The organism is Mucilaginibacter sp. A5337 (genome assembly GCF_059690695.1).
The window spans coordinates 575,627-597,875 of the sequence record NZ_JCAWEC010000003.1; the positions used below are offsets into that span (position 1 = coordinate 575,627).

Consider the following 22,249-nt stretch of genomic DNA (forward strand, 5'->3'; position numbering starts at 1 on the left):
AAGGTTTTTTTGATCTTAAAACTCCCTGAATTTCCGCCGGTATTCCATTGGGGTGTTGCCGGTAGCTAACTTAAAATATCTGTTAAAGTTTGAAAGGTTGTTAAACCCCGAATCACGGCTAATTGAATTTATATTTTCGTTGGTTTCCCTGATCAGTTTACACGAGTTTTCTATTCTTACCGTCAACAAAAAATCAAAATAGGTTTGGCCGGTACGCAATTTAAAATAATGGCAAAATGCTTTTGGTACCATGTGTATAATGTTCGCTATGTCTTTAAGCTTAATGTCCTTATAAAAATTGTCCATCGTATACAGATAAATCTTTGTTAACCTTACCTCATCTATTCTGTTGAAGATCTTTTTTTCAGTTTGGTCGATCAGGTTTGAGATCTGTTCACCCTCGGCAATTTTATTTAACAACTGTAGCAATAGCGGCAGCTGCTCATACCTGGTTGAGTTTTCTATCTGGCGGATAAAGTCAACCGCAATAGCTTTAGAATTTTCGTTGATCAGTAATCCGTTTTTGGCGCTATTTAAAAGATTGTTTAACAGGCTGTTTTCCGGCAGTGTCATGAAAGTGCTTCCCAATTTATTAGGATCAAAATGAAGTGTAAGCAGCTGCAGCGGTTTGGGTATTTTACCGCTCTTCATGGAGTAATCATAATAGCGATTGGTTTCAAACTTGAACATATGAGGTACGTTACAGCCTATGATGATCATGGTATCCCCTGAAACCCTTTTTGAGGTATTTCCTATCGAAAAAGTTCCTTCACCACTTATAATATAAATAAGTTCCAGCTCTGGATGATTGTGGAAATTATTAATGGCATGGTAAGTTTTTGCTTCGGCTATTGTAAAAGCTGAATTGTCGACTTTTAGGACCTGCTCGAAGAAATCTTTCATTTTTATACTATAGTTATATAAAAAAGTAAAAATAGATAATATGTTATGAATATAGTATTACTTGTTGTGAATATTTAAGCATTGACCGGTTTGTTAAGCGGCTAACTTCGTTTTTATAAAATATTAGCCATGAAGGAAAAGAAATTTACTATGAAACTTATTGACGCTTCAATAAGTGACATTGAGTTAGTAGGAGGCAAGAATGCGTCACTTGGAGAAATGATGCAGAACATCTCTCAATTTGGAATTGATATTCCTGACGGGTTTGTCATTACAAGTAAGGCCTACTACCAGTTTATCGCAGACAATCAGCTTGATAAGCAAATCAGGGATATTATTGAAGATAAAGATGTTACCGATTTGCAGGTTCTTTTATCCTGTGGCAGTAAAATAAGAACGCTTATCCAAAATGGCCGGTTTTCCGCTGCCATGGAAAATGAGATTGTTGAAGCTTATAAAGAGCTATCAATTCAATATAATGATCATTCTGCCGATGTTGCGGTTCGGTCATCGGCCACTGCAGAAGACCTGCCTGATGCCTCATTTGCGGGCCAGCAGGACACCTATCTAAATATAAGAGGAGAAGAAAACGTATTAACAGCCATAAAAAATTGCTTCGCTTCACTATTTACCGATAGGGCAATCAGCTACCGGCAATCATTTAACTATGATCATTTTAATGTCGGGCTTTCTGTTTGTGTTCAAAAAATGGTGCGCTCAGACAAAGGTGTTTCCGGGGTTGCGTTTTCGTTAGATACAGAAAGCGGTTTTAAAGATGCTGTAATCATTAACGGATCATACGGCTTAGGTGAAATGATAGTGCAGGGATCGGTTAATCCCGATGAATTTATTGTTTACAAGCCTTTGCTTAAAAGCGGTTTCAGGCCCATCCTCGAAAAAAAGCTGGGCAAAAAGCACAAAAAAATGATTTACGGAACCCCGGGGGAGGCGGCCGTAAAAATCATTGATACCCTGGTTGAGGATAGTTCAAGGTTTTGCTTGTCGGATGATCAGGTCATTCAACTCAGTAACTGGGTAATTATCATCGAAGAATATTATACCAAATTGAAAGGCAAATGGTGCCCCATGGATATTGAATGGGCGGTAGATGGTATCAGCGGCCGGTTGTTTATAGTACAGGCAAGGCCCGAAACTATCCATTCACGCAAACAAGTAAACCTGCTTACCGAATTTCGCATTAATGATCCGGACAGAGCAGACAGGGTCTTGCTGAAAGGCATTGCCGTTGGCGATAAAATAGCGACCGGCAAAGTGCATAACCTCTCCGGTATCGGAAAACAAAATATCCACGAAATAAACTTTGTGCCAGGCGATATCATGGTTACCGACATGACCGATCCTGATTGGGAACCGGTAATGAAAAAAGCATCGGCTATCATTACTAATAAAGGTGGCCGGACCTGCCATGCCGCCATTGTTGCCCGCGAGTTAGGCGTTCCGGCTATAGTTGGCTGCGAATGTGCCACCACAATCCTGAAAACGGGCGATGAAATAACCGCTTCATGCGCTGAGGGGGATGCCGGAATTATATACAGCGGCATAGTGGCATTTACCAAGCGGGAACATGATTTGAATGACCTACCTGAAATTGAGACCCCATTGATGATGAACATTGGATCGCCCGAAATAGCATTTAATTATGCTCATTATCCCGGAAAGGGCGTGGGCCTTGCCAGGGAGGAGTTTATCATTAACAACTATATAAAAATTCACCCGCTGGCTCTGCTTGAGCACAAGAACCTGAACGATGCTTCATTAACGGCTCATATTGAGGAAGCTATGCTCGGTTATGACAGTGAAGAGGCCTTTTTTATCGAAAAGTTATCCTATGGGATAGCAAAGATAGCTGCCGCATTTTATCCCAATAAGGTAATTGTACGCTTCTCGGATTTTAAAACCAATGAATATTACAATATGCCCGGTGGCAAATATTTTGAGCCGAACGAAGAAAATCCGATGATTGGCTGGAGAGGGGCATCCAGGTATTATTCAAAGGTATATAAGGAAGCTTTTGGGATGGAATGTAAAGCCATTTTAAAGGTGCGTGAAACGATGGGCCTTGATAATGTGGTGGTAATGATCCCGTTTTGCCGCACAGTTAACGAACTTTTATTGGTATACGAAACTATGAACGAATACGGCCTGAAACGCGGCGAAAACGGGCTTGAAGTATACCTGATGGCTGAGGTACCATCCAATGTGATTTTGGCCGAACAGTTTGCCGATTATGTTGATGGCTTTTCAATTGGCTCCAATGACCTTACCCAACTTGTATTGGGGCTTGATCGTGATTCGTCCTTAGTGGCCGGTTTGTATAACGAGCGTAATGACGCCGTAAAGTTTATGATCTCATCGCTGATAAAAACTGCAAAGAAAAAAGGTATAAAAGTGGGCATTTGCGGGCAGGGGCCATCTGATTATCCTGATTTTGCCCAATTCCTGGTAGAAGAGGGGATCGATAGTATCTCCGTTACGCCCGATTCTTTTTTCAAAACAGTAATGGCTATCAAAAAGATAGAGAATGAAATTGAAGAGGCGAAACGGCTGTGCCTATCTGCCTGACAAACGAGAAATCTATTAACTAATGCTAACTGCCGCTACTCAATCCGAGTAGCGGTACTAATATTAAAACTTTATTTATATGAAAGCGGTAAAAACTTTAGGCCAATTTATCATTGAAAAACAAGCAGAATTTCCATACGCCAAAGGTGAGCTATCCAGGCTGCTGAGAGATATAGGCATTGCGGCAAAGGTTGTTAACAGGGAAGTTAACCGGGCAGGACTGGCTGACCTTACCCTCGATAACGGGTCCATAAATATACAGGGCGAAAACCAGAAAAAACTGGATGTTTATGCTAACGAGCAATTTATCCTGGCTTTGCAGCAGGGCGGCGAATGTTGTGTGGTGGTATCTGAAGAAAGTGACGAATATATTGACATCGACAGTGAGATCTCGAAAAATGCCAAATACATTGTAGCGATAGACCCTTTGGATGGCTCCTCTAACATCGATGTAAATGTCAGCGTAGGCTCCATTTTCTCCATCTATCGCAGAAAAACAACAGATGGAAGGGCGTCAATTAAAGATGTTTTGCAAAGGGGCTCGGAGCAGGTGGCAGCAGGGTACGTAATTTATGGTTCATCAACCATGCTGGTTTACACTACCGGCAAAGGGGTAAACGGTTTTACGTTAGATCCTTCGCTGGGTGAGTTTTGCCTCTCGCACCCCAAAATGCGGATCCCTGATGATGGGATTATCTATTCTATAAACGAAGGTTATTACTCTCATTTTCCTGATGGTGTAAAGAAATATATTAAATACTGCCAGGTGGAGGATGTAACAACAAACAGGCCATTTAAAGCAAGATACATCGGGTCGATGGTGGCCGATTTACACCGGAATATGATAAAAGGTGGGATCTTTATTTACCCGGCCAACGCAAGCGATCCGAAAGGGAAACTGCGTTTAATTTATGAGTGTAACCCCATGGCGTTTATCATTGAACAGGCCGGAGGCAAAGCCAGCAACGGATACGAACGTATTTTGGACCTGGAGGTTACCGAACTTCATCAGCGTACAGGGATTTTTATCGGCTCAAAAAATATGGTAAACAAGGCCGAAGAGATGATGAGGCGCTTTTCGCCAATTACAACCAATGTTGATTATAGTTATATGGAACTGATATAACTCGAACATGCATAAAAAAGAGGCTGTGTCGTAAATCAAATTTACTGCCCTTGGTGTTGTTTCGCCTGTGAATTGAAATTTGGCCGATAATATTTATACAAAAAGGGGGTTAACACATTTTTCGCATAAACAACATTCAATTGATTATAAGTTATATATGTAAATATTAACGCTAAATTCTGTTAACCCTGTTAACCCCCTTTTTGTCAGTAGAGTTAACCTCAAATTATATATCGCTTAAGTATCCGAATAAATCAAAAAAAGGCTGTATCAAGATTATGATACAGCCTTAGTGGTGTTTATAAACTAACGTTATGCTTGTGTGTAATGCTTAAACCAGATCAAACCTGTCGAGGTTGATTACTTTGGTCCAGGCGGCTACAAAGTCTTTAACAAATTTGTCTTGTCCGTCGGTGCTTCCGTAAACTTCGGCAATAGCTCTTAATTCAGCATTAGAGCCAAATACAAGATCGGCGCGGGTTGCTGTCCATTTTACTGCGCCGGTAGCGCGGTCGCTGCCTTCGTAAAGTTCCCTGTCGGCAGATATTGCTTTCCATGCAGTGCCCATATCAAGCAGGTTTACAAAGAAATCGTTGCTAAGCACACCTTCACGTGAGGTAAATACGCCATGCTTCGAGCCGTCAAAATTAATGTTCAAAACGCGCAAGCCTCCCAATAACACTGTTAATTCAGGTGCTGTCAGGCTAAGTAAATGTGCTTTATCAATCAGCAATTCTTCTGTAGAAACCGGATGTTTTGTTTTACGGTAATTGCGGAAACCGTCTGCCGCCGGTTCCAGATATCCAAATGATTCTACATCGGTTTCCTCCTGTGAAGCATCAGTACGGCCAGGAGCGAACGGAACGGTGACATCGTGTCCGCCATCCTTAGCGGCTTTTTCAACAGCCGCAGTTCCCGCCAGTGCGATCAAATCGGCCAGTGAAACTTTTTTACCATCCTTTTGAGCTCCGTTGAAATCTTTTTGAATGCCTTCAAGCACGTTCAATACCTTTTGTAGCTGTGTAGGATTATTTGCCTGCCAGTATCTTTGCGGGGCCAGGCGAATGCGGCCACCGTTTATGCCACCGCGTTTATCGGTACCACGGAAAGTAGAGGCAGAAGCCCATGTTGTTGAAACCAACTCGGATATGCTTAAGCCAGATGATAAAATCTTTCCTTTTAAAGCAGTAATGTCGCTTTCAACTATTGGGGCATAATCGGCAGCAGGAATAGGGTCTTGCCAAAGCAGTACTTCTTCAGGTACGTCGGCGCCAAGATAACGCACCCTTGGCCCCATATCGCGGTGTGTTAATTTAAACCATGCGCGCGCAAAAGCATCAGCAAACTGATCCGGGTTTTCCAGGAAGCGTCTTGATACTTTTTCATAGGCAGGGTCAAACCTTAATGCAAGGTCGGTAGTGAGCATGGTTGGTAAATGCTTTTTTGAAGCATCGTAAGCATCGGGGATAATGGGCTCTGCATTTTTAGCTACCCATTGATGAGCGCCCGCAGGGCTTTTGGTTAATTCCCACTCAAAGCCAAACAGGTTTTCGAAAAAGTTATTGCTCCATTTGGTTGGCGTTGTGGTCCAGGTTACTTCAAGGCCGCTGGTTATGGTATCGGCGCCTTTACCCGAGCCATAAGCATTATGCCAGCCAAAGCCCTGTGCTCCAATGTCAGATGCTTCGGGCTCTTTACCTACATTATCAGCAGATGCGGCACCATGGGTTTTGCCAAATGTATGGCCGCCTGCAATTAACGCAACAGTTTCCTCATCATTCATGGCCATGCGGCCAAATGTATCACGGATATCTTTAGCAGCCATAACCGGGTCGGGGTTGCCGTCCGGTCCTTCAGGATTTACGTAAATCAGGCCCATTTGAACGGCAGCAAGCGGTTTTTCGAGGTTGCGTGTATGAATATCGCCATCGGCATCATCGTCTGATACCAATACACCATGGCCTTCCTGTACGCCCGGCGAACCATGTGCATAACGCACGTCACCGCCAAGCCAGGTAGTTTCTGAGCCCCAGTATACGGATTCGTCTGCTTCCCAGGCATCTTCACGTCCACCGGCAAAACCGAAAGTCTTAAAACCCATTGACTCAAGAGCGATGTTTCCGGCAAGGATCATCAGATCGGCCCATGATATTTTGCGGCCATACTTTTGTTTAATGGGCCAAAGCAGCCTGCGGGCTTTATCAAGGCTCACGTTATCGGGCCAGCTGTTGAGCGGCGCAAAACGTTGTAAGCCCGCTCCGGCACCGCCGCGGCCATCACCTACACGATAGGTACCTGCGCTGTGCCAGGCCATGCGGATAAACAAACCGCCATAGTGGCCGAAATCAGCCGGCCACCAATCCTGCGAGTCGGTCATGAGCGCATGAAGGTCTTTTTTTACAGCTTCAAGGTCGAGGCTTTTAAAGGCTTCGGCGTAATTAAAGCTTTCATCCATGGGGTTTGATAATGAAGAGTGCTGACGCAGGATGTTTAGCTTTAACTGGTTAGGCCACCAATTGTGGTTACGTGTACCGCCGCCGCCAACATTGTGCTTCATTGTGCCGTTGTGAAACGGGCATTTACTGATGTCATTTGATCCGTTTTCCATAATTATATTTATATATTGAATAGGCTGCTTAATCCCCTGGTTGGGTATTAAGTTTTATAAAATTATGATGTTAACTTCAACAATCACAATCAATTAATTCTATAAGCTGATAGCTAAAAACTATAACAGGATTAAATGACACTGAATCGTTAAAATGGAAGGAGAAATGCCATTTATGGAGACAAAAACCGGCAAGTAACTTTAATTTTACCTTAGTTAATAGGTAAAAAACACTTTTCTAATCAATTTTTAATCTTTTTGTTAACGAATTGTTTAGTTTTGTAATAACCTTAATCTTATCAATGGTGAAAAAATATATCCCATCCTGCAACGATAACCCGATCAAAATCGTCTTATTGAAAATATGAAGATGTTAACGGCTGTGTCCGGCTGATTGGTTTAGCGGTATTTTGCTGAAAGATTTAAGGTATAATTTAAAACATACCAGGCAGCGTTGGCGCTGTCTGTAACGATATTCCCGATAGTTCTTTAATGGGTATTTTCATTGTAAAATACAGTTTTAGTTAAAAAAACAATGTGTTAACCAGGGATAGCACATTGTTTATTATCCCTCCGTACGCAGCCTGTTTATCGGGCGACTTCTTTCAATTATTCTTTGAAACTTATAAGCGTAAATACTTTCAGATATATTATATGTGGCTTGGATTCGTCTTGCATGAGTAATTGTTTGTTAAATGTTACTGTTACGTTTATTAATTTGTCAGTTACAGCACTTAAATTAGGGCCGGTCAATTTATCAATAACCTATAGTCTTAAAACAAAATTTAATGAACCTGAAAAAGTGTTTACCCATACTAATCGGAAGTGTATTGCTTAATGCCGGTGCATTCGCCAAAGTGATCATGCCGGGTGTTTTTAGCGATAACATGGTTTTACAGCAAAAAACCATGGCCCGGGTTTGGGGCAGGGCAGATGCCGGTAAAACCGTAACCATTACTTCGTCATGGAATAATAAAACCTATACAACCCTTACTGATGCTGATGGTAATTGGAAAATAAAGATCAAAACGCCATCGTACGGAGGGCCGTACCAGGTTACTATAACCGACGGTAGCGACCCGGTGGTATTAAATAATGTGTTGATAGGAGAGGTTTGGGTTTGCTCCGGCCAGTCGAATATGGAAATGCCGGTAGCGGGCTGGGGACAGGTTAATAATTATAAAGAGGAGATAGCTAATGCCAATTACCCTGAGATCCGTTTATTACAGGTATCTCAGGCAACAAATCTTGCTCCGCAAACCAGTTTAAAAGTGGCTAATGATGGCTGGCGGGTATGCTCGCCTCAAACTATCGGCGAATTTTCGTCGGTGGCTTACTTTTTTGCCAGGGAAATTAACAAGCAGGCAAAAATTCCAATCGGGTTGATCAGTACAAACTGGGGCGGTACCATGATTGAGGCCTGGAGCGATGAAAATGCTTTAACCAATAATCCTGTTTTCAGTCAGCAGATTAAACAACAGCAGGAAACTGCTAAAACAGAAACTGCAACAACTTTTGCGCAAAGATTGGATGCCTGGAACAAACAGGCTATTGCTGCCGATTGGGGGTACAATAACAATAATGCATTTAATGCTGATACTACCGGCTGGAGAACTATGCAGCTTCCCCAGTTTTTTGAAAAAAGTGCTTTAGGAGATTTTGATGGCGTTGTATGGTTCCGCAAAAAGATCAGTATTCCTGCAGCTTGGGTTGGGCAGGACGTTAAGATCAGTTTAGGGAAAATTGATGATAACGAGATCACCTGGTTTAACGGAGAAAAAATTGGCGCTACCGATGGATTTTTACAATCGAGAAATTATACTATTCCAGCGGCGAAAGTACAAGCAGGAGAGGCTGTTATTACCGTGCGTGTATTTGACAGCGGCGGCGGTGGCGGCTTGTATGGTGTAGACGAAATGCAGCTCACTTCAGCATCGGGCGAAAAGCTGTCTTTAGCCGGTTCATGGGATTATAAGATAGGTTTTAACATAAAAAGCCTGCCACCTATGCCTGTTGCCGATAATCCGAACAGGCTGGCCGTATTGTACAATGCCATGATCAATCCGCTTACACCAATGGCAATCCGTGGCGCTATCTGGTACCAGGGCGAAGCCAATACAGGGAGGCCAGGGCAGTACAAGGACCTGTTTGAGGGCATGATAAACGGCTGGCGTAGCACCTGGAACCAGGGCAGTTTCCCGTTTTACTTTGTGCAATTAGCCAATTGGCAAAAACGTGAAGCTGATCCTGCCCCCTCTGGTTGGGCCGAATTAAGAGAAGCGCAAACACAAACACTTGAATTGCCTAACACCGGCATGGCTGTGGCTGTTGACCTTGGCGAGGCCGACAATATCCACCCCAAAAATAAACAGGAAGTTGGCCGCAGGCTTGCATTGGTTGCCCTTGATAAAACCTACCATAAAAAACAACCCTATTCGGGGCCCATGTATAAGTCGCAAAAAATTGACGGTGATAAAATTGAGCTAAGCTTTAATTATACCGATGGCGGTTTAAAAGCGCAGGGCGGCGAAAATATGCAAGGCTTTGCCATTGCAGGTGAGGATATGAAGTTTCATTGGGCTACCGCAGTTATAAAAGGCGATAAGGTTATCGTGAGCAGTCCGGATGTTACAAACCCGGTTGCAGCAAGGTACGCCTGGGCTAATAACCCGGTAAGTACTTTGTACAATGGCGTTGGTTTGCCGGCTTCACCTTTCCGTACCGATAATTGGGTAGGGAAGTAAAAAAGGATAGTGTTTTAAAAAACGTCATTGCTTTGTAGCTTTACGGCGATCTCTATAGGAGAATACAGACTTACGAAGTTTTTAAAACTTCGTAAGTCTTCAATCGCTCTGCCATATCACATATAAGCTATCACGAATTGAGTAATGACAATATTATTTTTGCGGCTTACAGCAAAGGCCTCGGATCAAATATTACCCTGATGGAATTCACCTTACCGTCAACTACGTGGTACCAACCGCAGCTGAATATGGTGGCACGGCCCATATTGGTATCATAAAAGATACATACGTCGTCGCCATCACTAAACACGCGTTTAATATCGTATTTCAACTTCATATGCTGCATATCGGCAAAATAAGCATCAGCGCCGTCGCGTTGGCCAAGTACGCCTATAAATTTCATATCATCGGCAACGCAATTGCGTGCCGCTGCAAAATCTTCATCGTTTAATGCTTTTACAAAGGAAAGCACTACATCATTGGCGCTGCCAACGGGTTCACCTGCTTCTGTTGTCATAGGAATAATTATTTAAGGTTACAAATGATTTGATATAACTATCAATAATTATTCCTAAGCAGTGCTTTGCGCAGAAGTTTTAATACAGATCAAATTTTTTACTGTAAACTATTTTGCCGTCATGATAAATATTTAATACCCAGCTCCCTTTTAAAACCTCTTGTTTTTTTTCGAGCGTATAATTGCTGTTATTAACCATGTTTGCAGGTATAGCCAGGGGATACTTTAGGCTTGTATTTGTGATTCTCCCGGCAGGATCATGCGTTTCCGGAAACACCCATTCAACTTCAACGCGAACAGTATCGTTTCCATCGGCAGCAACTTTATATTCGGCCCCAAATTGAATGCCTAATTTGGCCGGGACCCTTTGTGTCTGTTTTATCAGTATTGAATTGCGGGTTACGTTATGGTTACCTGTCGGCGAACCGGCTATAGGTTCTTTGGCTACTATTTTTGAAGTATAGATCCCATAGCTTATTTCGGTAATTGCAAATTTATGCACCATCGCGTGCTGGGCGTTTGTACATGAGCTAATAAGCAGCATGGATACAATTAATCCAAGTGATAAAGGTTTGATCATTGTGTGAAGCTTTATGGTTGTGTAAAGCAATAATTGGTATGGGCATAATTGTATTATAATATTAAAAATAATTCTAAAATTATCAGGATAAAAAAATATTTAATAATAAAACAGACTATAACCGCCCGACGTTTCTTAACAATATGGCCGTATGATCATGAAAGCACATTCAGCATATCTGAAGTTAAAATGAACGAAGAGGTTGTGCTCATCTTTGGCCCGGCTTTCGATCCGCAAGGTGTTTATAGCCTTAGCATACCGACAGTTGATGGCGAAGCTCAGGCGCGCGAAATTATAGCCAATGATCCGGCCAATGTTTTAGGGACTTATGAAGTGGCGTTGATGATGGCCTGGGAGGCAGATTAGTTTAAGTTAAACAACAAAGCCGCCCGGTATAACCAGGCGGCTTAAGATCAAAACAACAGAAATAAAAGGATTAATTAAGCGGTGGCTGAAGCTGGGTAGTTACGCCAATGCGGTTCCAGGCATTAATGGTGATGATTGCCATAATCACTTGTGCTAAATATTTTTCGTCAAATAATTCTGCGGCTTTTTTATAAGTTTCGTCGGATACGCGGCCGGTAATCAGGGTTACCTCTTCGGTAAGGGCCAGGATAGCACGTTCCTGCTCATCAAAAAAAGGCGCTTCGTGCCAAACGCTGATGTTATAGATGCGGCGTTCGGTTTCGCCGGCTTTGCGGGCATCGGTGGTGTGCATATCCACACAGAAGGCGCAACCATTGATTTGTGAAGCGCGGATTTTGATCAGGTCTTTATGACGAGTGGTTAACTCAGTGCTTTCAATGTATTTTTCAAGGGCAATCATAGCCCTGTATGCAGCAGGTTCGGCGGTGTTGATTTTTAAACGGTTCATGTTTTTTTCTTTTTTGTTAACACAAAGTTGGTGATAAACATGCCCTCAAAAAATGGACTGAGTTTAAGAAAATCAGATTTTCTTAGCCCTGAGCCGACTTAAAAACTGTGGGGTGAAGCCTAAATAAGAGGCGAGCATATATTGAGGCACCCGCTGAACAAAACCTGGAAACAAGCCTGTGAAATGCCGGTAGCGCTCCTCATCGTTTTGATTGAAAATATAACCTATGCGGCGTTGCGATGCTATAAAGGCTTTTTGCATCATTATCCGGAAATAACTTTCCATCTGCGGTACGGCGTCAAATAATGCTATACGGTTTTTTTCGGTGAGCAACAGCAGCTCTGAAGCCTCAATGGTTTGGATGTAAGTAGTTGCCGGCTGATGGTTGAGTAGGCTGTCCTGATCGGCTATCCACCAGGTCTCCAGGCCGAATTGAATGATTTGCTCGTTAAGTTTATTGTTGACAAAGTACTGCCTAACCAGGCCTTTGGTTACAAAGTAGTTACCTGCACAAAGTTTGCCCGGTTCCAAAATGAACTCCTTCTTTCTAAATTTCTTTAATTCAAAATGTTGGCATATGTTTTCCTCATCAGTCGCAGATAGTTGAATATAGCGTTTAATGTGGTTGATGAGTTCGGGATACATATATCAGGCAGGGATTGATCGGCACAAATTTCTTAAATTAGATTGATTTAAGCTAATCGGTATTTATAAGTATCCTGGTCAAAATAAGCGTTATATCAAAACTCAAATAGTTCGCTCCGAGAGGTGTTTCCAAATCGCCCATCGTTCATTTCCTAAGTTTTGAATTTGATGCTGAATCATTAACGATTTTAATTCATGGTAGTTTTGGTGATAATAGGTTGATAGTTTCGCTACCTTTTCATCGCCTGCAATCAGGTATAAGTATTCGTTTGCATTTTTCTTGTCAGATATAGAATAGGTTGAAAATCCTGCAATTTCATTGAATTTATAAACTTTCTTCAAACCAAAGCCAAATCTGCGGACCCTTATTATGGTATTTTCATTAATTATAATTTTATGCGTTTTATAATTTAATTGATGCCCTATCAAACTACAGATAGTGACATTAAAAATAATATAAGGGAATGTTAGGAAATGAAAGGGTTTATCATGGGCAAAAAAGCGGTCAAAATAAACGAAAACATATGCAACCATCACAATACTCAAAAACAGGCACGTCAGCAGAAGAAACTTTGGCCAAAAATTGAATTTAGATTTCATGTGTTTAAGAAAGATAATTCAATAAACTTTATCAGTTCCCTCAAGTTCTGCCTTCTCTTCATAATCTAAATTCAGGTCATCTTCAATTTTTTGCCTGCCGGGGCGCACGTAAATGAAATAGGCAACAAGGGCTCCTGCTATGGCCAGGAAAATAAGCTTACCGGTTAATAAAAAGCCTATAATACTAAACAATGAAGGGCCTTGAAGTAACGCGAGCCTGATAATAGTAGCCGATTGATAAGCAATGAGTTTTGCTTTCAGTGGGGTTTCTCTTCTGATGTTGCTTAAAAGTTTTAGAAAAAGGATATGTCCGGCAATAAAACAAGTAATGGCTAAAACGGGTGCAATATAGATTAGCATATCATTGGCTCCACCTTTTTCCTGGCTTTTAGGAATTATAAATGTAACCGCTGCAAATAAAATCTGGCCTGCTGCGAGGGCCATATGTATAATATTAAGTGTTTTTACGATAGCCGCCGGGGTTTGATTTTGTGGTTGTTTACTGATCATGTGATATGGCTGGTATTTTGTTGTACCAAGTTAAATAATAAACGCAAAATCTGAAACGTGATTTTATTGTTGTTTGCCGGATATGAATATCACCCGCTATCAGTCATAAAGCACCCTGATAATGTCATTTTTGCCCCCCTTTATTCTCGTGATATAAGGTCTAACTTTATGCTAAACAAAATCAATCTATCATGACAACTAAAGAAATTGTACAACAGGTTATCGACGCTTTTGATAATAATGATGTTGAAAAGATCCTAAACCTTTTTGCCGAGGACGTAATATGGACTATGAAAGGCTCGTCCATAACTATTATGAACGGGAAGAACGAAGTGGCACAATTTTTAGGCGGGATGGAAGATGTAAAAATGATTTCATCAACCAAGGGGCATATTATTGTGGAGGGTAACACCATTGCTGTTGACGGCCTTGTTCAGTGCAGAGATAAAAATGGCAAAGACATGGCTATGTATTATGCCGATATTTATGAGCTTGAAAATGATAAAGTGAAAAAAGTTACTTCGTACATAGTTGATAAAAAGGAATAGATTTTGGAGGCGAAAGGTAAAAGGTTAAAGGCGAAAGGTTGCTGGGCTGGGTTGTTAAACTTCTTCCAATGTCAGCAAGTTATCGATACCGGCCCTGTCGGTTAGGGATCGGAGATGTTTTTTGCCGCCGTTTTCGGGTTTTACTACGGTAAGGTAGGTTTTGCCCCTTTCGGTACTTACATAAAAAGCCTGGCTGTTGGCTTCAATACGGGCTACGGCTTCGGCAACGGAGATCACCACCCTTGGCCTGTCTAACGATTCGTAATAACCGATGTGGGTTATTTGCTCGAGAGTGCTTGATGCTTTGGGTTTATCAATACAGTTTACCTGATAGCTTGCCATAAAATATATGTATATGGGTAAAGATATGGTTTATTAGATAAGATTATTGAAACTATAAAATATCGGTATAACGAGTAATTAAATCCGTTGAAATTTTAAAGTGAAATGACATCTATACAAAAAGGGCTTGTCACCCTGAGCTTGTCGAAGGGGCGGGCGCAGAGGCCTTGCCCGCCATGCTTCGACAGGCTACCCATGACATCCATTTTTATTATGTTGTGGGTAGAAATGAAGGATCCTTCGTCCCTACATTGCGACTTCGTTGATAGCCGAAGATTCTTCGGCATCGCACAGTATAAAGCTTTACATCGTTTAATTTTAAAACCCTTACTTTTACCCCTTTATTAATTTTCACAAATTTGTATTCTAAAGAACAGGCAACTCAATTAAAACAGGCTTTCTGGACGGCGTTTGGACAATACCTCAAACCCCAGCTTTCTGCCGATGGCTTGCGTACCAACTGGGTTAATTATAAAACAGGTATCAAACACCTGTATTTTAAAATGGAGGCCGATAAAAAGTCGGCTTTTATAGCTATTGAAATGAGCCACCCTGATGCAGACATTCAGCAATTGATGTTTGATCAGTTTATTGAATTAAAAAATGTCCTCAACGGTCAGCTTGATGAAGAATGGGATTGGCAGTTGCATACTACCGATGAATATGGTAAAACGGTGAGCCGCATTGTTAAAACCCTGCCCGGCGTAAGCGTGTTTAATCAGCAGGACTGGCCGTCATTGATCTCTTTCTTTAAACCGCGAATTATTGCGCTCGATGAGTTTTGGAGTACGGCGCAGTATAGTTTTGATTTGTTCAGGTAGATCGAATAAAATTCAATGAACGAATACGGGCGAAAAACTTACGAAGTTTTTAAAACTTCGTAAGTTTAGGACGTAAGGAATCTTTACGCCATATGTGCTACATCATCACCCGCTGCCCAAAAGCAATGGTTAACCGTGTCAATAACATCGCTTAGGTTAAAAGGCTTGGCAATAAAAGCATCGGAGCCATAGTTACCTAATGATTCAAGCACACGCGGGTAGGCCGATACCATTACCACCGGGATGTGCGCCGTCGCCGGGGTGGTTTTTAGCATGTGGCAAAGTTCGCCACCGTTTATACCGAACAAAATGTAATCCAAAATTACAAGGTCGGCATTAGCTGATAGGGCCGCCTTGCATATGTCATCAGTATAGTTCAGTACCTCAACTTCATAGTGCTCCATTTCAAGAGCATCTTTCATCACTTCCAAAATATCCTCGCTATCATCAAGGATCAATATTTTTTTTGACATAATTAATAATTGGTAAAGCAGATAACGCGGGGAGCGTTTCTTTTGTTTTCAAAGTTATAACCAATTATTGTAACAATCAAGTCACAACCTGAAGCTATAAATATTGTTATTATTTACAGCTTCAGGTTATCTACCAGGTTATGAACAGATGCCAAAACTATATCAAGATTGGCAGGCGAATCAGTTACTTTAGAGATCATAATGCCGCCTTCAATCATTGCTATCATACTTAAAGCCGTTTCTGTAATATTGATTTCGGGCTTTAATTCTCCCGCTTCAATACCTGATTTAATAAGGTTTTCGATACCATTTTTCCAACGGATAACAGCCCTGGCAGCTCTATCTTTCAATAATGGATTGGTATCGTCGGCATCAACAGCCGTATTCAGGATAGGGCAGCCGCCGGGGATAAAATCCCCCCGGGTAAAACTGTGATACACCTGGGCATAAACCAATAATTTATCATGATAGCTGGTAGCCCGCTGAATCCGCTCCTGGATCTGTTTACGCACCTTGCCCGAGTTATACTCAAATACTTCGGCAGCTACTTCTTCCTTATTTTTAAAGTTACCGTAAATACTACCCTTGGTTAATCCGGTAGCTTCGGTAAGATCGGAAAGGGATGTACCGGCATACCCCTTTTTATTAAATACAGGAGAGGTACGCTCAATAATGAATTGACGTGTACGTTCGGCTTTTGACAATTCGTTTTCCATAATACAAATATACCAACTGGTATTTAGTTTTTAGTGATCGCTTACAATAACAACCGGCCGGGTTTGTTTTTTGCGGTTGATAACCAGGAACAGCAGCGGCATAGCCAGTAAAAATATCAATCCCGAAAACAGGTAAGCATCCAGGTAGCTCAGCAATGATGATTGCCTGTTGATAGTGCTATCAATAACTGCAATGGCTTTGTTATGTGCGTCAAATGATGAAAAACCCCGGCTGCTGAAATAATTGCTGAGCTTAGCTATCCGCGCCGTAGTTTGATCATTGAAGATATTGATATTTGATAACAGGTCATTGCGGTGCAATCCGAAACGTTGCGCCACATAGGTGTTGATAACCGCAATACCAAACGAGCCCCCTAATTGTCGCATCATGTTATTTAGTGCAGTTCCCTGTGGTATATCTTTAGGTTCGAGCCCTGATACTGCCAGGGCTGTAAGCGGAACGGTTAGTAAGGCAATGCCCATGGCCCTGTAAATTAGTGGGCCAACCAAATCACCGGGTGCTGCCTCCAGGTTCATGTGCGACATTTGCCAGGTAAAGCTGATGAAGATAACGAACCCCGCGGTGATGATGATCAAAGGAGATACGCCTCTTTTTAACAATGTGGCCGAAAATAACAAGCCCACAATGGCCAGCACTGCACCCGGTAACAGAATAAGCCCGGTGATGGTAGGTGGAAATAGTAATACCCTTTGCGCCAGCACTGGCGTAAGGAATACGGATGTAAACAATCCGAACCCGGTTACAAAAGTCAGTATAGCAGCTACCGCGAGCGATTTGCTTCTTAGTACCCTCAAATCAATAACCGGGTTTTGGGTTGTAAGCTCCCACCAAATGAATGTACTAAGGCTAATGACGGCAACTATAGTAAGCACAATAATATACCCTGCCGAAAACCAATCGTCAGTTTCACCACGTTCCAATACGGTTTGGAGGGAGCCTATACCTATAATGAGCAGGAGAATGCCCCACCAGTCCACACTCTTTACTTTAGCCTTTATTTCGGGCTCGGTAACCAGTAATAAACTTGATACGGTGACAGCAATACCGATAGGAATGTTGATGTAAAAGATCCAGGGCCAGGTATAATTTTCGGTAATGAAACCACCAAGTGTAGGGCCAATTGTTGGGCCTAAAAACACCCCCACGCCAAACAGCGCACTGGCTATACTCACTCGTTCTTTGCCGTAAACCTCGAACACAATCGCCTGCGATACTGATAATAAAGCTCCGCCGCCAATACCCTGCAAAAAGCGGAAAGCGACCAGTGTCCAGATGTTTGAGGCCAGTCCACACATGGCCGAAAAGAAGGTAAACGCAATGATAGAGCCAATGTAATAATTGCGGCGGCCAAGCTTTGCGGTTAAAAAGCTGGTCATGGGTATTACAATAATATTGGCTATAGCATAGGCCGTAATAACCCAGGAAGTATCTTCAAGCGTGGCGCCAAGGTTACCGCTCATATGCGAGAGGGCAACGTTTACGATGGAGGTATCTATCAATTCCATAATAGCGGCGGCTATAACGGTAATGATGAGGATGCTTTTTTTCATTGGAATATGAATTAGAAACTAATAATCGCCCTAAAAAATACCAATCGGTATTTTTTAGGGCGAAAAAATTAATCCAGAAAATTATCTCTGGTGAAGGGCTTTCAAAGCTTCGGCTGGGTTTGACAGGAACAGGCGATAGAATGGCTCTGTACCACCAACGCGGATCTCGTAATTATCGGTTTCAAAGCCTGCTACAAATTCATCAGCAACTTGTGAGGCGGGGATACCGTTATGACCGCCAATCTCTGCCGAAAATTCGGTATCAACCAGTGGAGGCATTAGTTCAAATACTTTGATGTTAGTATCTTCTAAAGCGGCACGTAATGATATGGTGTATGAGTGCAGCGCGGCTTTAGTTGCAGAGTAGGTAGCAGTTTGTTTGCCCGGTAAAAACGCAACTATTGATGATACGTTTACGATAGCTGCTTCGCTTTGCCGTTGCAAAACAGGCAACAATTTTTCATTAAGGCGGATTACTGAAATGTAGTTGGTAAACATTTCTGTTTGTGCATTTTCAAAAACGTTAGGTGTAGTAAGCAAGTCATTGATTGACGCTGCACCGGCGTTGTTGATCACTACATTTAGCTGAGGGAAATCTTTCTTCACTTTTGCGGTTAATGCTTCTACGTCATCTGCATTTGAGATATCTGCTTTAATAGCGGTTACATTTTGTAATTGAGCGCCTGCTTTATCCAGGCGTTCCTGGTTGCGACCGATAATAATTACATGGTTATTTTTAGCTGATAGTTGTTTTGCAATTTCAAAACCTATACCGGCACTACCGCCAGTGATAAGTACTGTATTTTGTGAGTTTTTCATGTTTTTGAGTGTCATTAGTTTTGACAGTACAAAAATATACCAATCGGTATATTTTTGTATCATCCATTTGTCATCGTTGTAAATTGTTGATTTTTAGGGTGAAGATGGTGGGTGGCAGTCTTGCGTTCGTTTGTAACGAGCGCTTAATATGGTTTAGCGATTGTACCGCCGGTCGCGTTATAAACGCAAACCCACGTTACGCACTCGTTGCAAACGAGCGCCAGTAATGAAAAATATGTCATTGCGAGAAGGAACGACGAAGCAATCGCATGCTATACAGGGCGGCTCTGCTTTCGTGCGGTTGCCACGCTACGCTCGCAATGACATGAGTTTTGAATAGTTGTTTACGACAGTATAAAAACCGATAAACTCCTCGGCCCATGGGCGCCAATCACTAAGGATTGTTCAATATCAGCGGTTTTTGAAGGACCGGATATAAACGCGCCATAGCCGTACTCAGCATCGCCAATAACCTGGTAGGCCTGGGCCATGGTTGGCACAAAATCGTCTTTACTAATTACTACTGCCAAATGCTGGGCAATAAAAGGCAGTACCCGGCTGCCCATATCCTTCTCAGTAAGCCAAAGTGCGCCGTTTTCGGCAACGCCAAGGTTGGTGCGGAGTACGGTTAGCTCCACATCGGCAAAGTTGTGGCCGTCTTCGTGCTTTACGGTTTCAGCATAAATATAATCGCTTAGCTCATCAAGGGCCGATATGATTTTTACGCCGGCTTTAAATTCATTATTGATGATGGCTTTGATCTCATCAAAACCACTTACCTCGTAAACAAAGCTGCCGCCTGCTGTAGCGATGGTTTTATATTTCGACACCAATTCAGTTCTGATATCGGTTAGCGTATTCAGCACCTTCATATCAGGCAATGGCAAAGCCGGCGGCTGATTGAATTTTACAGCGGCTAATATTTTTTCGCGGCTCATGAGTTTTTTGCTCCTTTCCTTTTGGCATACCATTCACCAAATGATTCATCGGGCGCCTTTGGCATTTCCCTTTGATTATACCATGGGTTTAATTTGTTATTTACTGCAAACGGGGCATATTTAAATACCAGCCGCCCGGTTTTGCCGCCCATACGGTACAAAGTAGGCGATGCCAGTGTTAAGGCCATAGCCTTCATAGCCATGGTTTTTGCTTTGGGCGAATAGCCTTCTTTAACAATTACCTGCCGCCATTTATATAGCTGGTCATGAATATCTATTTTAACCGGGCACACATTACTGCACGAACCGCATAGGGTAGAGGCAAATGGCAGATCGGCATATTTTTTCATATCGAGATTGGGTGCCAGGATAGAGCCAATTGGCCCGGCGACAGCAGTATGATAGCTGTGGCCACCACTTTTACGATAAACCGGACAGGTATTCATACAAGCACCGCATCGGATACATTTTAATGAGTTGCGGAACTCCTCACGTCCCAACTGAATGCTGCGACCGTTGTCAACAATAACAATATGAATTTCCGTGCCATCCTGCGGTTTGCTGAAGTGGCTTGAGTAAGTAGTAATTGGCTGCCCTGTAGCACTGCGGGTAAGCAGGCGTAAAAACACCCCAAGATGTTTCCTTTCGGGAATTAGCTTTTCAATACCCATCGAGGCAATATGGATCTCGGCCAGATGTGCGCCCATGTCTGCATTGCCCTCATTAGTGCAAATTACAAACTCACCCGTTTCGGCAACTGCGAAGTTAACGCCGGTAAGCGCCGCGCGACGGGTTAAAAACACCTCGCGTAAATGCTGACGGGCAGTTTCGGTCAATATTTTAGGGTCCGATTCGCCTTTGGCTGAGCCTAAATGCTCGTGGAAAATATCGCCTATTTCTTCCTTTTTTTTGTGGATACAAGGCAGTACGATATGGCTTGGCGGCTCATTGGCCAACTGTACAATGCGTTCGCCAAGGTCAGAGTCAATTACATCAATGCCTTGTTCTTTCAGATATTCGTTCAAATGGCATTCCTCGGTAAGCATTGATTTGCTTTTTACCATTTTGGTAATGCCCTTTTGCTCAAGCAGGCTGTGTACAATCTGGTTGTGTTCAGTAGCGTCTGCCGCCCAGTGCACTATGATGCCATTTTTGATAGCGTTAGCCTCAAACTGCTCAAGGTAGCTGCTCAGGTTGGAGAGTACGTTAAATTTTATTTGCGATGCCGTTTCGCGCAGCAATTCCCATTCGGGGAGTTTGTGGGCTGCAATATCCCGCTTGGCGCGCACCCACCATAGGGTTTCATCGTGCCAGTTTACACGGGGTTCATCGCGGTTAAAATCGGCAGCTAAATGCGGGTGATCTTTGGTAGTAGCGGTACTCATTGCATGCTGTGGTTTAAAATTTCGGCTACGTGAATTACTTTAACATCGCTGTTTTGACGGCGTAAAATGCCTTCGAGGTGCATAAGGCAAGAAAGATCGGCCGAAGTGATATATTGTGCGCCATGCGATACGTGATCTGCCACACGGTCTTTTCCCATTTTTGCCGATACAGCTTCTTCAACCACGCAAAACGTACCGCCGAAACCGCAGCAATCGTCCTGACGGCTTAGTGGTACCAGTTCAAGCCCGTTTACCATATCAAGTAGTTGAGCCGGTTTGCTGAAGGGCTCGGCAACCAGCTCGCTCATCTGGGCTATGCGTAATCCGCGTAACCCATGGCAGCTCTGGTGTAACCCAACCCGGTAAGGGAAACTGGCCGAAAGTTGTTTAACCCGCAATACATCAACCAAAAACTCGGTAAGCTCATAAACTTTTTTGCGGATCTCGGTTGCCTTTTCCTCTTTTCCATCGGCATGTAAATGCTCTTTGATGTGCAGCGTACAGCTTCCCGAAGGACAAACGATATAATCGTATCCCGAAAAATTATCGACAAATAAATTATTGCAACCGCCGGTTAAATGCTCATAGCCCGAATTGGCCATCGGTTGTCCGCAACAGGTTTGATTTTTAGGGTAGTGGACCTCACAGCCAAGTTTCTCCAGTAACTCCAGTGTGGCAATAGCCGCTTTGGGGTAAAACTGGTCAACATAGCAAGGAACAAACAAAGCAACTCTCATCGTTTACACGTTTACTTTAAATTGGTTAAAGCAATATTAGCGTTTATAATTTGCACAACTATCCTTTGGTATCCTGCCGGCAAATTAAACGCTTATATACCAACATCGAAAGTACAGCTAAGTGTGATACGAGTTTTCAATTTTATTTGCAAAATGTTGACGTTTATTTGCAGATTATCTGAACCAGGATTTGGGGGGATTTTTCGGA

At 42.6% G+C, this 22,249-nt stretch carries 22 protein-coding genes; 6 read left to right on the plus strand and 16 right to left on the minus strand.

The window, feature by feature from the left end; genetic code table 11:
* Positions 1-15 precede the first annotated feature (15 nt).
* Positions 16-903, minus strand: a complete 888-nt coding sequence (locus AC59JO_RS12380; RefSeq protein ID WP_497305618.1) for an AraC family transcriptional regulator — start codon at positions 901-903, stop codon at positions 16-18.
* 129 nt (positions 904-1,032) lie between these two features.
* On the opposite strand from AC59JO_RS12380, the gene ppsA reads away from it, so the two are divergent.
* Together ppsA and fbp are read left to right on the plus strand one after the other, a co-directional pair.
* On the plus strand, positions 1,033-3,486 hold the full coding sequence (ppsA, locus tag AC59JO_RS12385; protein WP_497305620.1) for a phosphoenolpyruvate synthase: 2,454 nt from the start codon (positions 1,033-1,035) through the stop codon (positions 3,484-3,486).
* 79 nt (positions 3,487-3,565) lie between these two features.
* Positions 3,566-4,612, plus strand: coding sequence for a class 1 fructose-bisphosphatase (gene fbp, locus AC59JO_RS12390; protein WP_413666494.1), 1,047 nt, complete (start codon positions 3,566-3,568; stop codon positions 4,610-4,612).
* 331 nt (positions 4,613-4,943) lie between these two features.
* Here fbp and katG read toward each other — a convergent pair whose 3' ends face one another.
* The gene (gene katG, locus AC59JO_RS12395; protein WP_497305622.1) at positions 4,944-7,220 is read right to left on the minus strand and encodes a catalase/peroxidase HPI; all 2,277 of its coding nucleotides are present in this window, start codon (positions 7,218-7,220) and stop codon (positions 4,944-4,946) included.
* Positions 7,221-8,008: 788 nt separating this feature from the next.
* Here katG and AC59JO_RS12400 point away from each other — a divergent pair.
* A complete protein-coding gene (locus AC59JO_RS12400) occupies positions 8,009-9,964 on the plus strand; it encodes a sialate O-acetylesterase (protein ID WP_497305624.1) in 1,956 nt (651 codons plus the stop codon).
* Positions 9,965-10,130: 166 nt separating this feature from the next.
* Here the strand turns inward: AC59JO_RS12400 and AC59JO_RS12405 are convergent, their stop codons facing one another.
* Both AC59JO_RS12405 and AC59JO_RS12410 read right to left on the minus strand, forming a co-directional pair.
* Complete coding sequence (locus AC59JO_RS12405) at positions 10,131-10,481, minus strand: nuclear transport factor 2 family protein (protein ID WP_497305626.1); 351 nt, start codon at positions 10,479-10,481, stop codon at positions 10,131-10,133.
* A gap of 79 nt (positions 10,482-10,560) precedes the next feature.
* Positions 10,561-11,061 carry a DUF3859 domain-containing protein gene (locus AC59JO_RS12410; protein ID WP_413666498.1) on the minus strand — a complete coding sequence of 167 codons (501 nt, stop codon included), beginning with the start codon at positions 11,059-11,061 and terminating at the stop codon, positions 10,561-10,563.
* Positions 11,062-11,250: 189 nt separating this feature from the next.
* Here AC59JO_RS12410 and AC59JO_RS12415 point away from each other — a divergent pair, with 189 nt between their 5' ends.
* A complete protein-coding gene (locus tag AC59JO_RS12415; protein ID WP_497305628.1) occupies positions 11,251-11,427 on the plus strand; it encodes a hypothetical protein in 177 nt (58 codons plus the stop codon).
* 70 nt (positions 11,428-11,497) lie between these two features.
* On the opposite strand, the gene AC59JO_RS12420 is transcribed toward AC59JO_RS12415, so the two are convergent.
* The 4 genes from AC59JO_RS12420 to AC59JO_RS12435 all read right to left on the minus strand — a co-directional run bounded on the left by AC59JO_RS12420 (position 11,498) and on the right by AC59JO_RS12435 (position 13,690).
* Positions 11,498-11,935 carry a carboxymuconolactone decarboxylase family protein gene (locus tag AC59JO_RS12420; RefSeq protein ID WP_413666500.1) on the minus strand — a complete coding sequence of 146 codons (438 nt, stop codon included), beginning with the start codon at positions 11,933-11,935 and terminating at the stop codon, positions 11,498-11,500.
* A 72-nt stretch (positions 11,936-12,007) separates the two neighbouring features.
* Positions 12,008-12,580, minus strand: a complete 573-nt coding sequence (locus tag AC59JO_RS12425) for a Crp/Fnr family transcriptional regulator (protein ID WP_413666501.1) — start codon at positions 12,578-12,580, stop codon at positions 12,008-12,010.
* 102 nt (positions 12,581-12,682) lie between these two features.
* On the minus strand, positions 12,683-13,180 hold the full coding sequence (locus AC59JO_RS12430; RefSeq protein ID WP_413666502.1) for a hypothetical protein: 498 nt from the start codon (positions 13,178-13,180) through the stop codon (positions 12,683-12,685).
* 18 nt (positions 13,181-13,198) lie between these two features.
* Positions 13,199-13,690, minus strand: coding sequence for a hypothetical protein (locus AC59JO_RS12435; protein WP_497305631.1), 492 nt, complete (start codon positions 13,688-13,690; stop codon positions 13,199-13,201).
* Between the two features lie 191 nt (positions 13,691-13,881).
* Between AC59JO_RS12435 and AC59JO_RS12440 the strand changes: the two genes are divergently transcribed.
* Positions 13,882-14,238 carry a nuclear transport factor 2 family protein gene (locus AC59JO_RS12440; protein WP_497305633.1) on the plus strand — a complete coding sequence of 119 codons (357 nt, stop codon included), beginning with the start codon at positions 13,882-13,884 and terminating at the stop codon, positions 14,236-14,238.
* 54 nt (positions 14,239-14,292) lie between these two features.
* Here AC59JO_RS12440 and AC59JO_RS12445 read toward each other — a convergent pair whose 3' ends face one another.
* Entirely contained in the window at positions 14,293-14,580 is a 288-nt protein-coding gene (locus AC59JO_RS12445) for a DUF3892 domain-containing protein (RefSeq protein WP_413666505.1), read from the minus strand.
* Positions 14,581-14,939: 359 nt separating this feature from the next.
* Between AC59JO_RS12445 and AC59JO_RS12450 the strand changes: the two genes are divergently transcribed.
* On the plus strand, positions 14,940-15,401 hold the full coding sequence (locus AC59JO_RS12450; protein ID WP_497305635.1) for a DUF4268 domain-containing protein: 462 nt from the start codon (positions 14,940-14,942) through the stop codon (positions 15,399-15,401).
* An 83-nt stretch (positions 15,402-15,484) separates the two neighbouring features.
* On the opposite strand, the gene AC59JO_RS12455 is transcribed toward AC59JO_RS12450, so the two are convergent.
* The 7 genes from AC59JO_RS12455 to AC59JO_RS12485 all read right to left on the minus strand — a co-directional run bounded on the left by AC59JO_RS12455 (position 15,485) and on the right by AC59JO_RS12485 (position 22,041).
* Positions 15,485-15,874 carry a response regulator gene (locus AC59JO_RS12455; protein ID WP_497305637.1) on the minus strand — a complete coding sequence of 130 codons (390 nt, stop codon included), beginning with the start codon at positions 15,872-15,874 and terminating at the stop codon, positions 15,485-15,487.
* Positions 15,875-15,987: 113 nt separating this feature from the next.
* Positions 15,988-16,590, minus strand: coding sequence for a TetR/AcrR family transcriptional regulator (locus tag AC59JO_RS12460; RefSeq protein ID WP_497305639.1), 603 nt, complete (start codon positions 16,588-16,590; stop codon positions 15,988-15,990).
* Positions 16,591-16,620: 30 nt separating this feature from the next.
* Positions 16,621-18,162 carry a DHA2 family efflux MFS transporter permease subunit gene (locus AC59JO_RS12465; protein ID WP_413666509.1) on the minus strand — a complete coding sequence of 514 codons (1,542 nt, stop codon included), beginning with the start codon at positions 18,160-18,162 and terminating at the stop codon, positions 16,621-16,623.
* Positions 18,163-18,243: 81 nt separating this feature from the next.
* Positions 18,244-18,981, minus strand: coding sequence for an SDR family oxidoreductase (locus tag AC59JO_RS12470; RefSeq protein WP_497305641.1), 738 nt, complete (start codon positions 18,979-18,981; stop codon positions 18,244-18,246).
* A 344-nt stretch (positions 18,982-19,325) separates the two neighbouring features.
* The gene (locus AC59JO_RS12475; protein ID WP_413666511.1) at positions 19,326-19,919 is read right to left on the minus strand and encodes a LutC/YkgG family protein; all 594 of its coding nucleotides are present in this window, start codon (positions 19,917-19,919) and stop codon (positions 19,326-19,328) included.
* Positions 19,916-21,304, minus strand: a complete 1,389-nt coding sequence (locus tag AC59JO_RS12480; RefSeq protein ID WP_413666512.1) for a lactate utilization protein B — start codon at positions 21,302-21,304, stop codon at positions 19,916-19,918. Before AC59JO_RS12480 ends, AC59JO_RS12475 begins: the two co-directional genes overlap by 4 nt.
* On the minus strand, positions 21,301-22,041 hold the full coding sequence (locus tag AC59JO_RS12485; protein WP_413666513.1) for a (Fe-S)-binding protein: 741 nt from the start codon (positions 22,039-22,041) through the stop codon (positions 21,301-21,303). The genes AC59JO_RS12480 and AC59JO_RS12485 overlap by 4 nt, the downstream gene beginning before the upstream one ends.
* Positions 22,042-22,249: the final 208 nt, after the last annotated feature.